This is a genomic window from Paenibacillus sp. 22594 (genome assembly GCF_052044425.1).
Classification (GTDB): domain Bacteria; phylum Bacillota; class Bacilli; order Paenibacillales; family Paenibacillaceae; genus Paenibacillus_AQ.
Genome location: NZ_JBQENA010000003.1, coordinates 121,101 through 138,828, shown reverse-complemented (window position 1 = coordinate 138,828; position 17,728 = coordinate 121,101). Strand labels below are relative to the sequence as shown.

17 protein-coding genes are annotated in these 17,728 nt (G+C 40.0%); all 17 read left to right on the top strand.

Annotated features, from left to right (window positions below; translation table 11 throughout):
- Positions 1–13 precede the first annotated feature (13 nt).
- The 17 genes from ACTJKB_RS11385 to hpf all read left to right on the top strand — a co-directional run bounded on the left by ACTJKB_RS11385 (position 14) and on the right by hpf (position 17,511).
- A complete protein-coding gene (locus tag ACTJKB_RS11385; RefSeq protein WP_440834740.1) occupies positions 14–1,015 on the top strand; it encodes an NAD-dependent 4,6-dehydratase LegB in 1,002 nt (333 codons plus the stop codon).
- Positions 1,012–2,181 carry a LegC family aminotransferase gene (locus tag ACTJKB_RS11380; RefSeq protein WP_440834042.1) on the top strand — a complete coding sequence of 390 codons (1,170 nt, stop codon included), beginning with the start codon at positions 1,012–1,014 and terminating at the stop codon, positions 2,179–2,181. The genes ACTJKB_RS11385 and ACTJKB_RS11380 overlap by 4 nt, the downstream gene beginning before the upstream one ends.
- On the top strand, positions 2,174–3,337 hold the full coding sequence (gene neuC, locus ACTJKB_RS11375; RefSeq protein WP_440834040.1) for a UDP-N-acetylglucosamine 2-epimerase: 1,164 nt from the start codon (positions 2,174–2,176) through the stop codon (positions 3,335–3,337). Before ACTJKB_RS11380 ends, neuC begins: the two co-directional genes overlap by 8 nt.
- Positions 3,338–3,351: 14 nt before the next feature.
- Positions 3,352–4,434, top strand: a complete 1,083-nt coding sequence (locus tag ACTJKB_RS11370; protein WP_440834038.1) for a hypothetical protein — start codon at positions 3,352–3,354, stop codon at positions 4,432–4,434.
- A complete protein-coding gene (gene neuB, locus ACTJKB_RS11365; protein WP_440834036.1) occupies positions 4,431–5,510 on the top strand; it encodes an N-acetylneuraminate synthase in 1,080 nt (359 codons plus the stop codon). The genes ACTJKB_RS11370 and neuB overlap by 4 nt, the downstream gene beginning before the upstream one ends.
- Positions 5,507–6,505 (top strand): GNAT family N-acetyltransferase, encoded by a 999-nt coding sequence (locus ACTJKB_RS11360; protein WP_440834034.1) that lies wholly within the window; start codon positions 5,507–5,509, stop codon positions 6,503–6,505. The genes neuB and ACTJKB_RS11360 overlap by 4 nt, the downstream gene beginning before the upstream one ends.
- A gap of 17 nt (positions 6,506–6,522) precedes the next feature.
- Positions 6,523–7,188 carry a class I SAM-dependent methyltransferase gene (locus ACTJKB_RS11355; RefSeq protein ID WP_440834033.1) on the top strand — a complete coding sequence of 222 codons (666 nt, stop codon included), beginning with the start codon at positions 6,523–6,525 and terminating at the stop codon, positions 7,186–7,188.
- Between the two features lie 52 nt (positions 7,189–7,240).
- Positions 7,241–8,290, top strand: coding sequence for a nucleotidyltransferase family protein (locus ACTJKB_RS11350; RefSeq protein ID WP_440834031.1), 1,050 nt, complete (start codon positions 7,241–7,243; stop codon positions 8,288–8,290).
- The gene (locus ACTJKB_RS11345; protein ID WP_440834030.1) at positions 8,287–8,973 is read left to right on the top strand and encodes an acylneuraminate cytidylyltransferase family protein; all 687 of its coding nucleotides are present in this window, start codon (positions 8,287–8,289) and stop codon (positions 8,971–8,973) included. Before ACTJKB_RS11350 ends, ACTJKB_RS11345 begins: the two co-directional genes overlap by 4 nt.
- A gap of 123 nt (positions 8,974–9,096) precedes the next feature.
- The gene (locus tag ACTJKB_RS11340) at positions 9,097–10,671 is read left to right on the top strand and encodes a DUF2920 family protein (protein WP_440834738.1); all 1,575 of its coding nucleotides are present in this window, start codon (positions 9,097–9,099) and stop codon (positions 10,669–10,671) included.
- Positions 10,672–11,547: 876 nt separating this feature from the next.
- Positions 11,548–11,955, top strand: coding sequence for a flagellar protein FlaG (locus ACTJKB_RS11335; RefSeq protein ID WP_440834028.1), 408 nt, complete (start codon positions 11,548–11,550; stop codon positions 11,953–11,955).
- Positions 11,956–11,972: 17 nt separating this feature from the next.
- A complete protein-coding gene (fliD, locus tag ACTJKB_RS11330) occupies positions 11,973–13,805 on the top strand; it encodes a flagellar filament capping protein FliD (protein ID WP_440834027.1) in 1,833 nt (610 codons plus the stop codon).
- A gap of 16 nt (positions 13,806–13,821) precedes the next feature.
- Positions 13,822–14,232 carry a flagellar export chaperone FliS gene (fliS, locus tag ACTJKB_RS11325; RefSeq protein WP_440834026.1) on the top strand — a complete coding sequence of 137 codons (411 nt, stop codon included), beginning with the start codon at positions 13,822–13,824 and terminating at the stop codon, positions 14,230–14,232.
- Positions 14,225–14,566 carry a flagellar protein FliT gene (locus tag ACTJKB_RS11320; protein ID WP_440834025.1) on the top strand — a complete coding sequence of 114 codons (342 nt, stop codon included), beginning with the start codon at positions 14,225–14,227 and terminating at the stop codon, positions 14,564–14,566. The genes fliS and ACTJKB_RS11320 overlap by 8 nt, the downstream gene beginning before the upstream one ends.
- Positions 14,567–14,792: 226 nt before the next feature.
- Positions 14,793–14,990: a cold shock domain-containing protein gene (locus ACTJKB_RS11315; RefSeq protein ID WP_019915069.1), complete on the top strand. Its 198-nt coding sequence runs from the start codon at positions 14,793–14,795 to the stop codon at positions 14,988–14,990.
- Positions 14,991–15,333: 343 nt separating this feature from the next.
- Complete coding sequence (locus ACTJKB_RS11310; RefSeq protein WP_440834023.1) at positions 15,334–16,761, top strand: S-layer homology domain-containing protein; 1,428 nt, start codon at positions 15,334–15,336, stop codon at positions 16,759–16,761.
- Between the two features lie 198 nt (positions 16,762–16,959).
- Entirely contained in the window at positions 16,960–17,511 is a 552-nt protein-coding gene (gene hpf, locus ACTJKB_RS11305; RefSeq protein WP_440834021.1) for a ribosome hibernation-promoting factor, HPF/YfiA family, read from the top strand.
- Positions 17,512–17,728: the final 217 nt, after the last annotated feature.

Here is a 17,728-nt window from a genome sequence, read left to right as displayed (position 1 = left end):
GGAGCGTGAGGATATGGGAGAAAATAAGAAAATACTGGTAACTGGTGCGGATGGATTTATTGGATCTCACCTTACAGAAAAATTAACTGAAGTCGGATATGAAGTGAAAGCTTTCGTATATTACAACTCCTTTAACTCTTGGGGTTGGCTCGATCAATCCCCATATAAAAAAGAGTTTGAAATATTTGCAGGAGATATAAGAGATCCACACGGTGTAATGGAAGCAATGAAAGGATGCAGCAATGTGTTACATTTAGCCTCATTAATCGCGATTCCTTATTCATACCATTCTCCTGATACTTATGTAGATACAAATATCAAAGGTACTTTGAATGTGTTACAAGCTGCCCGTAAGCTGGATGTATCAAAAGTTGTGCATACCTCTACGAGCGAAGTTTATGGCACCGCACAATACGTACCCATAGATGAAAATCATCCTTTACAGGGGCAATCACCTTATTCAGCATCAAAAATTGGTGCTGACCAAATGGCACTCTCTTTTTATCGTTCTTTTGAAACACCGGTAGTGGTTATTCGCCCATTTAATACGTATGGTCCGCGTCAATCCGCACGTGCTGTGATCCCAACCATAATTACACAGCTTGCAACAGGACAAAAGAAAATTAAACTTGGATCAATAACACCGACGAGAGATTTCAACTATGTTCAGGATACAGTAAATGGGTTTATTGCGATGATGAATAATGAAAGAGCTATAGGTGAAGTGATCAATATAGGAAGTAATTACGAAATTTCTATAGGACAAACTGTTGAGGCTATTGCAGAAGTAATGGGGGTATCGGTAGAAATCTTAACAGATGAAATTCGATTGCGTCCCGAGAAAAGTGAAGTGGAACGGCTCTGGGCAGACAATACGAAAGCAAAAAATCTACTCGGATGGGAACCATCCTATGGTGGAATCGAAGGATTTAAACGCGGATTACAAGAAACGGTTGACTGGTTCATTAATCCAGCTAATCTAACCAACTATAAGGCAGATGTATATAATATATGAGTAGTCAATGGCAGCATATCGCTCGGAATATTAAGTCTCTATATGACAACAAGGATTTTGTACCTCTGCATGAGCCGACTTTTGGAGGAAAAGAGCTACAGTATGTAACCAACTGTATCCAGACTGGTTGGGTTTCATCGGTAGGCAAATATGTTAATGAATTTGAACAAAGACTTGCTGATTTCACTGGCGTGAAGAGAGCGGTGGCCATCGTAAATGGTACTGCGGCTTTGCATATTGCACTGAAAATTGCTGGTGTTAAAGCAAATGATGAAGTATTCATGCCTTCATTGACCTTTATAGCAACAGCTAATGCGGTTTCGTACTTACAGGCTGTTCCGCACTTTGTAGATGTATCCGAACATACCCTGGGACTTGATCCATATACGCTTGAGGAATATATTCAGGCAATTGGCATGATTGATAATGGACAGCTCATGAACAAACACACAGGCAGGATCATTCGTGCTGTTGTTCCTATGCATACTTTCGGGCATTCCGTGGATCTTGATCCGTTAATGGATATCTGCCAACGTTACCATCTTGTTCTTGTAGAAGATGCAGCTGAATCACTCGGTTCCTATTATAAAGGGAAGCATACAGGAGGTTTTGGGCTCGTAGGAGCCCTCAGCTTCAATGGAAACAAGATTATAACTACTGGTGGTGGCGGAGCCATTCTAACTAATGATGAAAAGCTTGCCGATTACGCCAAACATATTACTACAACTGCGAAAAATCCTCACCGCTGGGAATTTACTCATGATGAAGTAGGGTATAATTACCGGATGCCAAATATTAATGCTGCACTTGGTTGTGCCCAATTAGAGCAGATTGATGAATTTCAAAAAGCAAAAAGACTATTAACAAAGCATTATGAAAAATTGTTCGAAGGTGTAGAAGATGTCCAGCTGTTTACAGAGCCTTCTTTTGGAACAAGCAATTATTGGCTGCAAACCCTTCTAATTAATAAGGATCATGATGATCGTAATTTTGTGTTAGAGGTACTTAATAGTGAGGGTGTTATGGCTCGTCCGATATGGACACCGCTTGATGAACTACAGCCTTATTTTCATTGTCCAAAGGCAGATCTTCCGGTTACCAGACTACTGAAGAAGCGTATCATTAATATACCCTCAACTCCTTTGAGGGGGGAACCTAATGACTAAACGTAAGATATGTATTGTTACAGGAACACGTGCAGAATACGGTCTTTTGTATCGTATAATGAAAGAAATTCAAGCAGATGATGAACTCGATTTGCAACTAATAGCTACTGGTATGCATTTATCACCTGAATTTGGATTGACCTATAAGCAAATTGAAGAAGATGGGTTTATTATCGATGAAAAAATTGAAATGCTCTTATCTTCAGATACCCCAGTTGCCATCGCTAAATCCATGGGAATTGCTACATTGGGATTTGCGGAAGCGTTTCAGCGGTTGAAACCTGATATACTAGTTCTTCTCGGGGACCGGTTTGAAATATTCAGTGCTGCACAAACGGCATTAGTCATGCGTATTCCTGTTGCTCATATTTCTGGTGGCGAACTCACTGAGGGAGCCATTGATGAGTCCATTCGTCATTCATTAACAAAGATGAGTCATATCCACTTCACTGCAAATGAAGAGTATACAAGACGTGTTATTCAGCTTGGAGAGCAGCCGGATAGGGTGTTTAATGTAGGTGACACAGGTGTTGAAAATATAAGAAAGATATCATTGCAAACCAAAGATGAGTTGAGTGCCTTTTTTGGCTGGGAGTTAGCAGAATATTTCCTTATTACGTTTCATCCTGCCACATTGGAGACTAGAATGGCAGAAGAACAGGTGAAGAACTTGCTTTTTTCACTGAATTCATTTCCGGATTATAAGATTATTTTCACTAAATCTAATGCAGATACCGACAGCAGAAGAATTAATGAGTTAATAGATGAATATACCGAATCTCATCCTGAACGAGTAAAGACATTTTTTTCCTTAGGACAAATAAGATACTTAAGCACTATGAAATACTGCGCATTAGTCATTGGTAACTCTTCAAGTGGGATCGTTGAAGCACCAGTATTTTCGAAGCCGACAATTAATATTGGTGATAGACAGAAAGGCCGGTTAAAGGCAGACTCTATTATTGATTGTGCTCCTACTATTAATGATATTACTGAGGCCATTCAATTAGCTCTTTCGGTGGAGTTTCAAAACGGGTTGAACCAGCTAGAATTAAAGTATGAAGGGCAAACCACATCTACTGATATTAAGGACTACTTAAAGAAAATTGATTTATCCAATATTATCAAAAAAGAGTTTTACGATATAAATAGATGAGGATGGAAAATATGATGTACAGAGTTGGCGGTGATATAGAAATTGACGTCTCCTTACTACTCTCTAATAAGAAAAGAAACCTAGAAGCTTTAACTAAGGAATATCCACATCATTTATGGACCGGGACTGGACGTGCTGCTATTCTTTTGGCTCTGGAAGAACTGGAAATAAGAGGCGCTGAAAGAATAGCGTATTTACCCGTCTATATTTGCGACTCTGTTGTTCAGCCGTTTAGGGAAAAGAATTACACAATTCATTTTTATTCTATGGGTGCAGATTTGAAAACACCAGATCACTTACCTCAAAGATTGAATAATGTTGTCTTTTTATTTGTACATTATTTTGGTCTTGAGAATAAGGCAATTAAAAGATGGTTGGAAAATGAGAGATCTACGAAACGGTTTTTCGTTATTGAGGATTGTGTCCAGGCTGCATTTTCCGAATTCGATAACGAATTGTTCGACTTCAAAATATATAGCTATAGAAAGTTTACTCCTCAACCTGATGGAGCTTTATTGATAAGCAAGGAACAATTGCAATTAAACTTTAATAAACTTTGCCGACAAGATGAAAAAGATTTTTTGTTTGGTCAGGTAGAAGGGAAAATAAGGCGTTCATTATCCAAGGATGAAAGTGAGTTTTTGTCACTACTCAAGTCTTCTGAATCTCGATTAGATAGTAGGATGAGCGTAGGCAGAATGTCGGAGTTCTCAGTTTTTTTAATGGAAAGAATAGATATTGAGCAAATTAAGAAAAAGAGAAAAGAAAATTGGTCGGTCTTTAGCAATTTGATTGAAAGCGATCGCTTAATCAAAAAGTTTTTGACACCACTTTACACTACCATTATGGATAATGAAGTTCCATTAGGGTTCCCTGTCCTTGTCCCGGTTGATTTACGTAACAGTCTTCGCCAGTATTTGATTAATCATAATATTTTCTGTCCTATTCACTGGATTATCCCACAAAAGAGTTTTGATAACGATATGAAGATCAGTTCTGCCATTCTAACTATTCCAATTGACCAAAGAATTAGCGAAGAGCATATTTTGTATGTAGTAGAAGAGCTCCATCAATTTTTCTTAGAGGTGATTAAATGAAAAAGACATATATTATTGCTGAAGCAGGCGTTAATCATGATGGTGACATAAAATTAGCAAAGAAGCTTATTGATATTGCGGTTAGTGCTCAGGCTGATGCGGTGAAATTTCAAACATTTAAAACAGAGAATGTAATTAGTATGAACGCGCCTAAGGCTGACTATCAAATTGAAACAACCGGCAGCGAAGAGTCGCAGTTTGAGATGGTGAAAAAATTAGAACTTTCGTTTGCTCAATTTTCAGAGCTGAAATTATATTGCGATGATCACAATATTGAATTTTTATCCACTCCGTTCGATATGGAGAGTGCTGATTATTTAATTGATACTTTAGGTTTACAAACAATTAAAATACCTTCCGGTGAAATCACCAATGCCCCCCTGATTCATCATATTGCACAAAAATCCGTGAAAATTATATTATCGACAGGAATGTCAACTTTGAGCGAAATTGAATCTGCACTTGGTGTCATAGCATACGGATATCTATTACCTAATGAGTCTCCTTCTATTGAAGCCTTTAAAGCGGCGTTCATTTCTTCCGAAGGTCAGCGTTTATTAAAAGAAAGAGTTACTTTACTCCACTGTACTACTGAATATCCCGCACCTGTACACGATGTGAATTTGTTAGCTATGAATACAATGAGTACTGCTTTTGGATTGCGGACTGGTTACTCAGATCATACAGAAGGAATTGCAATACCAATTGCGGCTGTTGCCCTGGGGGCTACAGTGATTGAAAAACATATAACCTATGATAGGCAAGCAGAAGGACCGGATCATAAGGCATCTCTCTCCCCAGAAGAGTTACATCATATGGTTGAAGGGATCAGACAAGTAGAATTAGCCAAAGGGTCAGGTATAAAGATTCCTTCAGAATCAGAGTTGAAAAATCTTAATATTGCAAGAAAGAGCATCGTTGCACTTGGGAAAATAAGACAAGGTGAAACCTTAACTGCTGAAAATATAACTGTTAAAAGGCCTGGAAACGGCATACCTCCATTTGAATATTGGAATATGCTAAATATAAAAGCTTCTAGAGATTTTGATAATGATCAACAAATTACTTTAACATGATAGTTTCTGCTGAACGGGCAATAAGTATATTTGAGAAACTACCTTTAGCGATGCAATCCTTTTACTTTCATCCTCAATATGTAATTAATGATGTGTTTTATAAAGAGGGCTTACAACCAGTATTTTTTGTGCATGAGGATAATGATAATATTTATTATCATGCTTTTCATATGGGTAAAGTACCAGGTACGGAGTACTATGATATTCAGTCACCTTATGGATATGGAGGGCCGTTGATTACAGGCGACCGGCCATTTATTAATTCAAGCATTGAGGGTTATAAAAGATGGTGCTTGGAACAAAAAGTTATAGTCGAATTTATCAGGTTCCATCCACTGTTGAACAATCATTTGAATTATTATGGGGAAGTTAGAGAAAACAGACAGACGGTTTATATTGATCTGAACTCCGGTGGAGAACTGCTTAATCAATTTAGTACTCGAGTGCGTACTGCTATTAGGAAGGCTCAAAAGGACAAAGTAAGTATCTCAATGCAAAAATCCAAGGTGAACGTACAAATGTTTTTAGAAATGTATATTTCGCTAATGACGGAAAAGAATGCAGATGGTACTTATTATTTTAATAGTAAGTACTTTATAGAATTAATAGAGAATGATGCTGTTCACTTACTAAGTGCAGAGAATGAATCTGGGGAAGTAATCGGAGCTGCAATATTCTTTATCAATGGTGCCATAGCAGAATATCATCTCTCTGCTTCTAATACTGAAGGTAGAGAAAAAAATGTGACTAACCTACTAATTTACGAATTTGCAGAATATGCAAAAAAACTTAATGTTCAATCCTTGTATTTAGGTGGAGGGACAAACGGTTCAAGTTCAAATTCTTTGCTCTTTTTTAAAAAAGGATTTTCAAAACAAGAAGCTACCTTCTTCATTGGTAACTATAAGCATGGTGAAGCTATTTATGAAGAGTATAAAACTGAATATATAAAACAAAATCCACAAAAAGAACAGTTTATTCTATTCTATCGCTAAGAAATGAGGTGTGGATAATGGCATGGGATCAAACTTGGGAAAATATATTCAAAACTCGGGAATGGGGTAAGTATCCTTCTGAGGATTTAATCCGCTTTATTGCACGTAATTTTTATGGAGCTCCTAACAGGAGAGCGATTAAAATACTTGAAGTTGGCTGTGGAGTTGGTGCGAATTTATGGTATGTTGCAAGAGAGGGCTTTTCGGTGTTTGGAATTGATGGTTCTGCAACAGCAATTGATAAGGCAAGGGCCAGATTAAATAATGAAGTACCCGGTTGGGCGGGGGAACTTGGAGTAGGAGATATAGTCTCAATACCTTATGAAAGCTGTACGTTTGATGCTGTTATTGATAGTGAAGCAATATACGCAAATTCTTATGAAAATTCGGTGATGATATATAATGAAATCCATAGAGTTCTCAAACAAAACGGTATAATATTCAGTAGAGCGTTCGCAACGGGATGCTGGGGAGACGGGACTGGTCAATGTGTCGGCAATAACACTTGGATTGCTAACGAGGGTCCTCTAAAGGATAAAGGGATGAGCCGGTTTTCAACAAAAGAAGACATGGAAGAACTTATGAAAATTTTTGGCGAGCTGGAGATAGAGAGGCTTGAAAGAACCTATAACAATCAGAATGAGAAAGTGATTGAATGGATTGTTACCGGCATGAAACATTGACTGTTCAAAATATACTGAAGAGAATTCATTATATCCAAAAGGGGCGTAGCAGATGGATAACTGGCAAAGTATTTTAATCGCGCCTGAGATGACGGTTATTGAAACGATGAAAATTATTGATCAATCTTCATTGCAATTTGCAGTTGTTGTCGATAAAGATCGTAAATTGCTAGGAACTGTTACGGATGGTGATATTCGCAGAGGGATATTGAGAGGAATACCACTTGACTCACCGATTGATTTAGTTATGAATGTTTCGCCTATATTCGAGAAGCAAGGTAAGAAGTTTCTTCATTACAAAGAATTGATGGGCACAAGACAGTTAAGACAATTACCTATTGTAAATAGCAATAACCAGGTTCAGCGCATTCTCTTTGCTGATGATATTGCACAAGTATTGCCAAAAGAAAATGTTGTAGTCTTGATGGTTGGAGGTCTAGGAACCCGCCTGCGGCCCTTTACGGATGATATTCCAAAGCCAATGCTTAAAGTTGGCGATAAGCCAATTTTAGAAACGATTATTGAGGGCTTTAAAAATTACGGGTTTACCAAATTTATCCTATCAGTAAATTATAAAAAGGAAATAATCAAAGCATATTTCCAAGAGGGTAAGCACTTAGGTGTAAATATAGAGTACATTGAAGAAGGTAAGAGATTGGGTACTGCGGGAGCTTTATCACTTTTATCAGAAAAGCCGAGTGCACCATTTTTTGTCATGAATGGTGACTTGCTGACTAAAATGAACTACGAGCAATTGATGGAATTTCACTGTGAAACTAAATCAAACGCAACAATATGTGTAAGAGAATATGAATATCAGATTCCTTATGGAGTCATTGAAACCGAGAATCATCGGCTTCTTTCCATTGTAGAGAAACCTGTTCACAAAAGCTTTGTCAATGCAGGGATTTACGTGTTGGACCCGCAGGTGCTTGAGCATGTTCCACAAGACGAATTTTATGATATGCCGGACTTATTCAAGAAATTGGTGGACATGCAAGGTGGTGTCTCTGCTTTTCCATTAAGAGAGTATTGGCTTGATATTGGCCGAGTGGATGATTATGAGAAAGCAAACGGTGATTTTAGAGGTGTATTTATATGATCGATAACAAAAAAGTCCTTGCTATCATTCCTGCACGCGGGGGATCTAAGGGGATTCCCCGTAAAAATATTAAACAATTAGCTGGGAAACCACTTATTGCATGGACAATTGAAGAAGCGAATAAATCAAGGTATATTGATAGACTCATATTATCTTCAGAAGATCCTGAGATTATAGAAATTGCCGGAGCTTACGGGTGTGAGGCTCCTTTTGTACGCCCTAAAGAATTATCTGAAGATACAACCCCGGGTATTGCTCCAGTTATGCATGCGATAAATCAATTACCTGATTTCGATTATGTAGTATTACTACAGCCAACTTCCCCTTTAAGATTGATAGATGATATTGATGGATGCATCGAAAACATGGTGAATGTAGGAGCACCTGCTTGTGTTAGTGTTACAAAAACGGATAAATCCCCGTATTGGATGTATACCCTACAAAGTAATAAAATATTGAAACCATTAATTGAACAACATGAGACAATAACACGCCGTCAGGAACTACCTGACATTTATGCTTTAAATGGAGCTGTTTATGTAGCAGAGATAAATTGGCTTTTAAAAAGAGGTTCTTTTCTGGAAGATGAGACTGTTGCATTTGTAATGCCAAGGAATCGTTCAAATGATATTGATACTGCGGATGATTTCTTTTTTTGTGAGTTTTCATTAGGTAGAAGATAGATTCTAAAAGACGAAATTTATTGCGCATTATAATATTTACAATGAAACTTTCTTTTCAATAAAAGTAATGTCGCAACGCGTTTAACATTTAGCTAACATGCAAACTGTAAAAATCGGGGGCGAATATTTCTGGAGACGCTAAGTTTTAAAATTCAACCGCATGCAGATATTGAATTGGGTTTTAGCCGAAATGAACTGGACTATTACGTTACGTTACCAGTTAAAGACATAACTGACGAAACTGGTCTGATAATAACTATTCCAGGGTTTGGTGGACTTGCTAATTCAACTTATCAATTAGAAAAACTAAATCCATACCTTGCCGAAAAGTATAATTGTATAGTAGTCTCCTTGAATTATTTTGGTATATACCGAGGTGGTGTTACAAAAGTGGACGACTACTTCATTCATAATATAGAAAGGATTTATGGAGTTCCGAGCACTTACTGGCATAACATTTCATCGGATAACGATTTTTATGTGAAGGTAGGAAAACTACTGGAAAGTAAAGGGCTATCCCAATTAGACCCCCACTGTCAGGCTTTAAAAATCACGGAACAGAATGAGTATCAGTCTTTTGGGTTTTTACCTGCTCTCGATAACCTTACTGTGCTTGGCGATGTTCTTAAAAGATACCCTGCAATAAATAAGAGGAAAATCATTGCCTACGGTAGTTCGTATGGTGGTTATATAGCGATGCTTTGTGGCAAATTCGCGCCCAATACCTTCTCAGTCATAATTGACAACTCAGGGTTTTCACGTTCCCAATTGAAACACATCGTAGGCAGAGAAATATTTGAAAATGATTATACTGTTACTGTCAATTATAATAACAAACTTTATACTTTGCCATTCGCATATAATAATCCTTGGACGATCATGGATGAGACATCACCCCACTATTTTGGAGATTCTCATAAGCATATTCGTAACCTGTTAATTAGAGAGCATAGGGTTAAATCGGATACACGTTATTATATTTTTCATTGTGAAGAGGATCAAATTGCCTCCGTGGAAGATAAAGATAAAGTGGTAGCTCTGCTGTCCAATTATAATTCCACCTACTATAAACGAGTCGGAATGAGTGATCTGGATGGTACGCTTTTTAAAAAATATGCACACGCGATGGATGCATCTTTACGCAAACTGTTTGACCACGTCGCCGAACAGGACAAGGAATACGGATTGATGAAGGAAAGGGGCGAAAACGAATTCATTAATAATGAAGTCAACTCATTGAATTGTGGTAATAAAAATTATATTTTTAATTTTAGGGAAGATTTTACAATGAACGTTACCATAACGGATAACATAAAAACAGATTATAATTTGATTAGCTCATTTCAGTTAATGGGCGATTTATTAGATATTTGCGATTCGATAGACGAAGGTTTTAGTTTTATCATTGATAAGGTATCGGACAAGAACTATAATGATGCTGCTGTAGTAATGCAGGATATAATAGATGCACATACGGAGATGAATTTACGTATAGATACGTTTTCCGGGTTTCTAAGTGAAAATAACCTACATGCAGTTAGTACACAGTTCAAGAACTCTCTTTTAGCAGCTGTTATGCACTTTAATCATGAATACTGGGATTTATTGGAGTTAGAACTGATACAACAGGTCGTTCCCAATTTCTTATTGTGGAAAAATGAGCTGCACAACATTTTCACTCCGTATGTTACCAATTAATGAGGTAAGGTTTTGATAGACATTCCGCAGTCGCTAGTACCCTCACAATAACAATGCCATAAAAAGGATTGGTCACCGGGATTCTGGTACCGTCCTCTCATATAACGGATGTATTTTCGGTTAGTGCCAGAGTAATCAAGCATGAATCTGGACATAACCCGAATTCAGGGTGGAATTCCTGCCCCGTGCTAACAATAAAAGGGCGAATGACAGCCATCCCAGTATATTAATGAGTTTTTTGGATTACCAGAGCTTCATCCTTCAATAAAATCATCTCTATGAATACCGAGGAAGTTCATCTAGAGGCATCGCATGTAGATTACAAACAACCTTGCGAACAAGATGTGAAAGGTGATGGTTGTAACAACCTAATGAAGTTTTGGCATCTCAACATCTTTGGTCAAAAGCTATGCTCTGAGAGTGGGGAGAAGCGTTCTCTCGTAGGTATTAATTATTCTTCCAAGACGCAGCTTGGGAATTTTAGCTTCACCGAAATTCTGCCCGTCTGCCCACTTATAATACAAATCTCAAAAACGGAGCTTTGGAAGTGGCCCAACTTTGACTTGGAATTGAAAATTGAATTATGCAAAATGCTCGGTTGGAAAATCAATCACTAATTTATAGATTGAGCCACTAGATACGCTGAACTTAAGAGTTAAGTGAACATCACCTGGTAACACTTGGGATTCATTTATAAAATCTTAAGTTCGCTTCGTTTATATAGTTGTTTCAATATTAGTAATAACTAAAATTAGGGGCAGTTCAAAAATAATCATAAGGGGACTCTACCTTATATTATTGTTCTAACCTAAACATTCCCTGCAAGTAACCGATATATACTATATATAATCGAGGTTCTGTGGAGGTTGGGGTTTGATGAATGTTCAGTTTTCTCTTTCCACTAGTACTGTTGTTAAGGCACAAAGTAAATCCGATGTAATATCTGGTGCTGGAGTGGTTGTGCCGATTGTGGGGAACAAAGATGCTATGCCTGTTTCGGACATTAAGGATTTTAAGGACCTGAACCTCAGAGAACGACAAGGTGCTAACGTTTCGATGGCGGAAGAACAATTGATTAAGACGATCGAACGGGCAGTTAAATCGTTGCAAGGGCCACAGACTACCTTGGAGATCAGTGTTCACGAGAAGACTCATGACATCATGGTTAAAGTTATGAATAAGGATACAGGGGAATTGATTCGGGAGATACCTCCAGAAAAAACATTAGATCTAGTAGCCAAGATGATGGAAATTGCCGGGATACTGATAGACGAGAAAATCTAATAACAGGGGGTGTTGTTTTGGTTACACGTATTAATGGATTTTCAGGAATGGATATTGACAGTATGGTTAAGAGCATGATGGCGTCTAAACGCGTTCCTCTGGATAAGCTCAATCAGGATAAGCAGCTTTTGCAATGGAAGAGAGACAGTTATCGTGAAATGAATAGCAAGTTGTATGAATTCAAAAGCAGCAAGCTTACAGATAAATATGGCAAAAGTGAAGCTTTGAACTCTTACAAAGCCGTAGTTACAGGCAACACAGATGCCGTGAAGGCCGAGGCATTGGCTGAGGCTAACAGAATTGATATGAAGATAACTGTTGAGCAGCTTGCTACTAATGCCAGCATCGAAACATCAGGCCTTGGTTCTGGTAAGAAAAGTTCTTCTACGCTGATGCTGCTGGCTGCAGAACGGGAAGCGGCAAACAATGGAAAAGTTTTCTCTGAAATGCCGGTTGTTGATCAAGAAGCGCTGGTTAAGGCGCTGAGCGATAAGAAATATGAAATTAAGGTTAATGGAGTGAATTTCAAATTCACAGCGGCTACTAGCATCTCTACTATGGTGTCAACAATAACCTCGAACGAAGATGCAAAGGCAACGGCCACCTTTGATGAGATTACAGGCAAATTAATTATAAGTTCGAAAACCGGCGGTGCTACTGGCAAGATACAGATTGGAACAACAACTGTTGGGGAAGAATCAGTCATTGGATTATTTAACGGTATGCCCAGAACATCAATTGAAACCAAGGGCGCAGGTTCAGGCTTTACTCAAGCAAGCTCGCTGGTACAAATGCTGGGGGCTGACCCATCGAAAACTTATACCCTGAATTTAAATGGAAAAAGTTTCAGTTTTCTTGGCGGTGCCTCCATTCAAGATGTCCTTACTTCAATAAATGCTGATCCGGATTTGAATGCTACTTTTGATCAATCTACAGGTAAACTGATGTTTAAGTCCAATATTGCGGGCGGCAAAGTGAAATTTGGAGATAATGTTGGAGAGAACACTTTACTTGATCTCTTTAACTATACTTCAGGGAAAAATGCCAAGGTGACTATTAATGGCACTTCTATGGAGAAAGACAGCAACAACTTTGTAATGAACGGTATTAACTTAACGTTACTTTCCACTACGGCCAGTGATAAACCGGTTATGGTGGCTACTCAGACCGATTCCACGAAGGTTTTGGAATCTATTAAAGGATTTGTAGAGGATTATAATTCTTTAATTAAGCTGTTAAATGAAAAAACTAATGAAATCAAGTATCGTACGTATACCCCTCTTACTGATGAACAGAAGAAAGAGATGAAGGACGCTGACATCTTGGCTTGGACACAGAAAGCACAAAGCGGGTTATTGAAAAACGACGATATTATAAAGTCTGTTGTTTCTTCCTTGCGGACGTTGGTTACGGAAAAATTAGGCGACCTTGGGACGATGGGAATAACGACCGGGAAGTATTATGAGAATGGGAAACTGAGCATTAACGAAAGCAAATTAACACAGGCTATTGCTGACAATCCACAAAAAATAATAGATTTATTTCAGGGACCTGATAGTTCTTCCTCAAGCGGATTATTTGATAAAATGTCAGATAAAATAGGCGAAGCCTTGGAACTACTTTCTGAAAGAGTTGGTACGAACAGATTCTCCGCCGACACTACCGGGACATATAAAGAGGAAAGTGTCATGGGAAGATCACTTAAAAGATATAACAGCCGTATTGATGTCTTACAGAAGAATCTAACAATAACTGAAAACCGCTATTACAAACAATTTTCCGCCATGGAGGCGGCTATGAATAAACTGCAGTCCCAATCATCCGGTCTCATATCGAGCCTTACAAAATAGTTAGAGGGTGAGCGCATTGATCAATTCTCCTTATGATAAATACCGGAAATCGGTAGTACAGACCTCTACCCCCGCTCAATTGGTCGCTATGCTGTATGACGGGGCAATCCGTTTTGTACGGGCAGGACTGGACGGATTGAGCAAAAAGGATTATGAAAAAGCCAATATCAATCTCGGCAAAGCCCAGACTATCGTCAGTGAGCTGATGAGTACCCTTGACTATACTTATGAAATATCGAAAAACTTATACTCTATGTATGAATATACGAATTTCCTGCTGGTCGAAGCCAATATTCGTAAAGATATGACTAAGGCAGAAGAAGCGCTGGGTTACTTAACTGAACTGCGGGAAACCTGGCTTCAGGCTTCGAAGATCGCAGCAGGTCAGGGGCCAGAGCCGACATCTACGGAAAGTGCTAATGGATAAGGACAAGCTTATTGCAGAGTTGCGGCAGTTAACAGAGAATATGATGGAGCGGTTATACGGAGCAGATTTTGAAGAGTTGGAGACTTTCGTGGAAGAACGGCAGAAGCTGATTGATGACATCATCCGACAGTTCTCGTCGATTCCTGCATCGGCGGCGCAAAAAGTCGAAATCGAACGAATCTTGCAGCACGATCTGGAAATCACTGCCCGCATGAATGCCCTTCGCCTGGAGGCTCAGGATTGGCTTTATAAGCGTAATCAAGCTAAGCAGCAGCGCAATGCCTACGAGGCCGGATACACCCCGGACAGCTTCCTGATGGACCGGAAAAAATAATAATTTCCTGATGTTTCATCTCAGGAGCAGCCGGGTATTATATACCGTCTGCTCCTTTTTTTGATCCGGATATCACAATTTTTGCTTAAATTTGATTAATTAATGGATGGTAAAATATTGAAAGTAAACATTTACTATTCCAATTGACAATGGAGAAGCAGCGGTGGTATAGTCGAATTGTGAGCAAGACTCACGTTCATCTGATGACGAAGGGAATGTTTAGTCAATGGAAGGTAAAGTTAAATGGTTTAACGCAGAAAAAGGTTATGGTTTCATCGAAACTGCCGATGGTGGCGACGTATTCGTACACTTCTCCGCGATTCAAACTGACGGTTTCAAGACTTTGGATGAAGGCCAATCCGTAGAGTTCGACATCGTTGAAGGTGCACGCGGACCACAAGCAGCTAACGTCATCAAATTATAATCATCCGGCGCAGCCGACCTACATATATGGTAGATGGTTAGCAATTGAGACAACGCTAGCGTAGACCCTGGGAGATTTTTCCCAGGGTCTTTTTTAATGTTTTTTTACATAAAGTCATGCCAGATGTGGCGGAATTTAGCTGGAATTAGACAAAGTGTAAAATTAATTTCAAGAAAAACGTTAACATTCTCCAGTATTTGGGTAATAGAAGACGTTGGGCTTTCTATCTTGCCTCGACGTACATTCTTTATGCTTAGGCGTATGGCTCTTTGGACGAGACAGAGGTTCAGGAGCGATGCAGTAAGCCTATGCCCATCAAACACTCAGGAGGATGAAAAGCAGAATGAAAAAGACGTGGCGTGGATTAATGACAGGGATACTGGGTGCAAGCATGCTACTCGGATCTCTGGGCAGTATCTCTGCTGCCCCTGCCCCCAAAGATATTCAAGGACACTGGGCGCAGAAGCAATTGCAGGATTGGCTGAATAAAGGATATTTGGGCGGTTACCCGGATGGTACGGTGAAGCCTAACAAGGCGATAACGCGCGGCGAATATGTGGCACTGATTAATCGTCTGTTCGGGTTCAAAGATACGGGAACGATCAGCTTCACCGACGTGAAAAAGACTAACTGGGTATACTCCGAGGTGGCGAAAGCCGTGAAAGCCGGTTATATCGGCGGTTATGAGAATAAAACATTCCGTCCCACTAATCCATTGACCAGACAAGAAGCAGCCGTCATTGCTGCCAAATTGCTTAGCCTGAATACCGCCGCAGCTTCTACAACCTTTAAAGACAATGCTCAAATTGCCGCTTGGGCAAAAGGGGCAGTGGCAGCCGCAGCAGGTAAAAAGATCATCAACGGGTACCCGGATGGAACCTTTGGCCCCAAGAGATCGCTGACCCGGGCAGAGGCTGTAGGGATTATCAGCAATTCGGTTGTATTTAACCCTTCTACTCCTGGATTAACCCCTACACCAACTCCATCAGCGACGCCTGCGCCTGGTGCAACTCCTACTCCTACTCCTACTGCAACCCCTGTAACAGGTGGAGGTAGTGGCGGTGGCGGCGGTGGTATTATCACCACACCATCAGTAAGTGGTGTAACTTATGGACATGTGGGTTCGGTGACAGCAGATGTGTACCTTACTCCATCCGTAACCGGAGCAATCTATTATGTGGTGGCTCCTTACAGCAGCAGCATGCCGAATCCTAGTGCCTCGCAGGTAAAACTGGGAAAGACAAGTGCTGGAACCCTGGGAGTAAACTATGGAACCAAGGCCACAGCGGCAGGGTCAACTGTTTCTTTTTCGGTGTACGGGTTGCAGCCTAATACAGAATATGCAACATACATTATCGTTACAGATACTGCCGGGAACATGTCAACGGTATCGAAGCTTCTTTTGAAGACGAACACAAGTACTCCAACATCGATCACGCTGGTTGAACCGGGACATATGGGAACAGTGACAGCAGATGTCTATGTGAAATATGGGCAGACAGGTGGTGCTTCGGCTCCAGTAAGATATGTTGTACTGCCGGCTAATGCCGCCAACCCGACTGCGGCGCAGATTGCTGCTGGACAAAACAGCTCAGGGACCCAACTTACCGCACCTTGGACAGGTTGGATCACTCCGGCGCCTTCACCGGCGGTAAGACAGACACTGAGCTTGACTGGGCTAACTGCCAAAACCAGCTACAAGGTATATTTTATTACAGGTTCCGGTAGCGTCTGGTCACCGGTAGAAATTCTGCGTATTCAAACGAAGTAAGGACGGGGAATCTGCAATATTTAACTAGTAATACTAGGTCCGGTCAGGGCAGCTCAAGTTGCTCTGGCTGGATCTGTTTTTGTATATGGGGAGGCTATGACATCTTTTGTTAGTTAGATGTAAACACTGTCATGATTTGTTTTTTACTTAGCCCTGACAATTTGGTATAATGGCTATGTAAACAAAGGAGGAGTGCCCATGCAATTCAGCATTCGAGGTCAACAAATTGAAGTGACCGACGCTTTGAGAGATTATGTTGATAAGAAGCTCAGCAGACTTGAGAAGTACTTCGATGCACCCCCTACCTCTGAAGGATATGTGACGCTAGGCGTTGTTCGCGGCCTTCATACGGTGGAAGTTACAATCCCGCTGGCAGGTGTTACGCTTCGTGCGGAAGACCGCAGCGATGATATGTACGCATCCATCGATGCTGTAGTGGACAAGCTGGAACGCCAGATTCGCAAACACAAGACCAAGCTCAATCGTAAGTTCCGCCAGGAAGGAAGCCTGAAAACGCTCTTTGTGGAAGGAGCACCAAACAGCGTTGCTGTAGAGGAACAGGATTACGATGATTTGGAGGTCGTGCGGAACAAGCGCTTCACCTTGAAGCCTATGGATGTAGAAGAAGCGATCCTGCAAATGAACATGGTTGGACACAATTTCTTCGTGTTCTCCAATATCGACACTTCTGAAGTTAGCGTTGTTTATAAACGTAACGACGGCAAATACGGCCTGATCGAACAAGACTAGGTTTGGGTGTATGAAGCCGAACTCGACTTGGAGCAGGGGATTTGCTTCAGTCTGACAAAAGAAAATTAACCGAGCCCCTATTCGCCATAAGCGAATAGGGCTCTTGTGCGTATATACATGTGTTTATGACAAAATAGCGGCACTTTAGCAGTAATGAGCTCACTTGAAAAATAAGGTTGCGGCTGCTTGTATTGCGGCTTCTCTTACAAACTGTTAC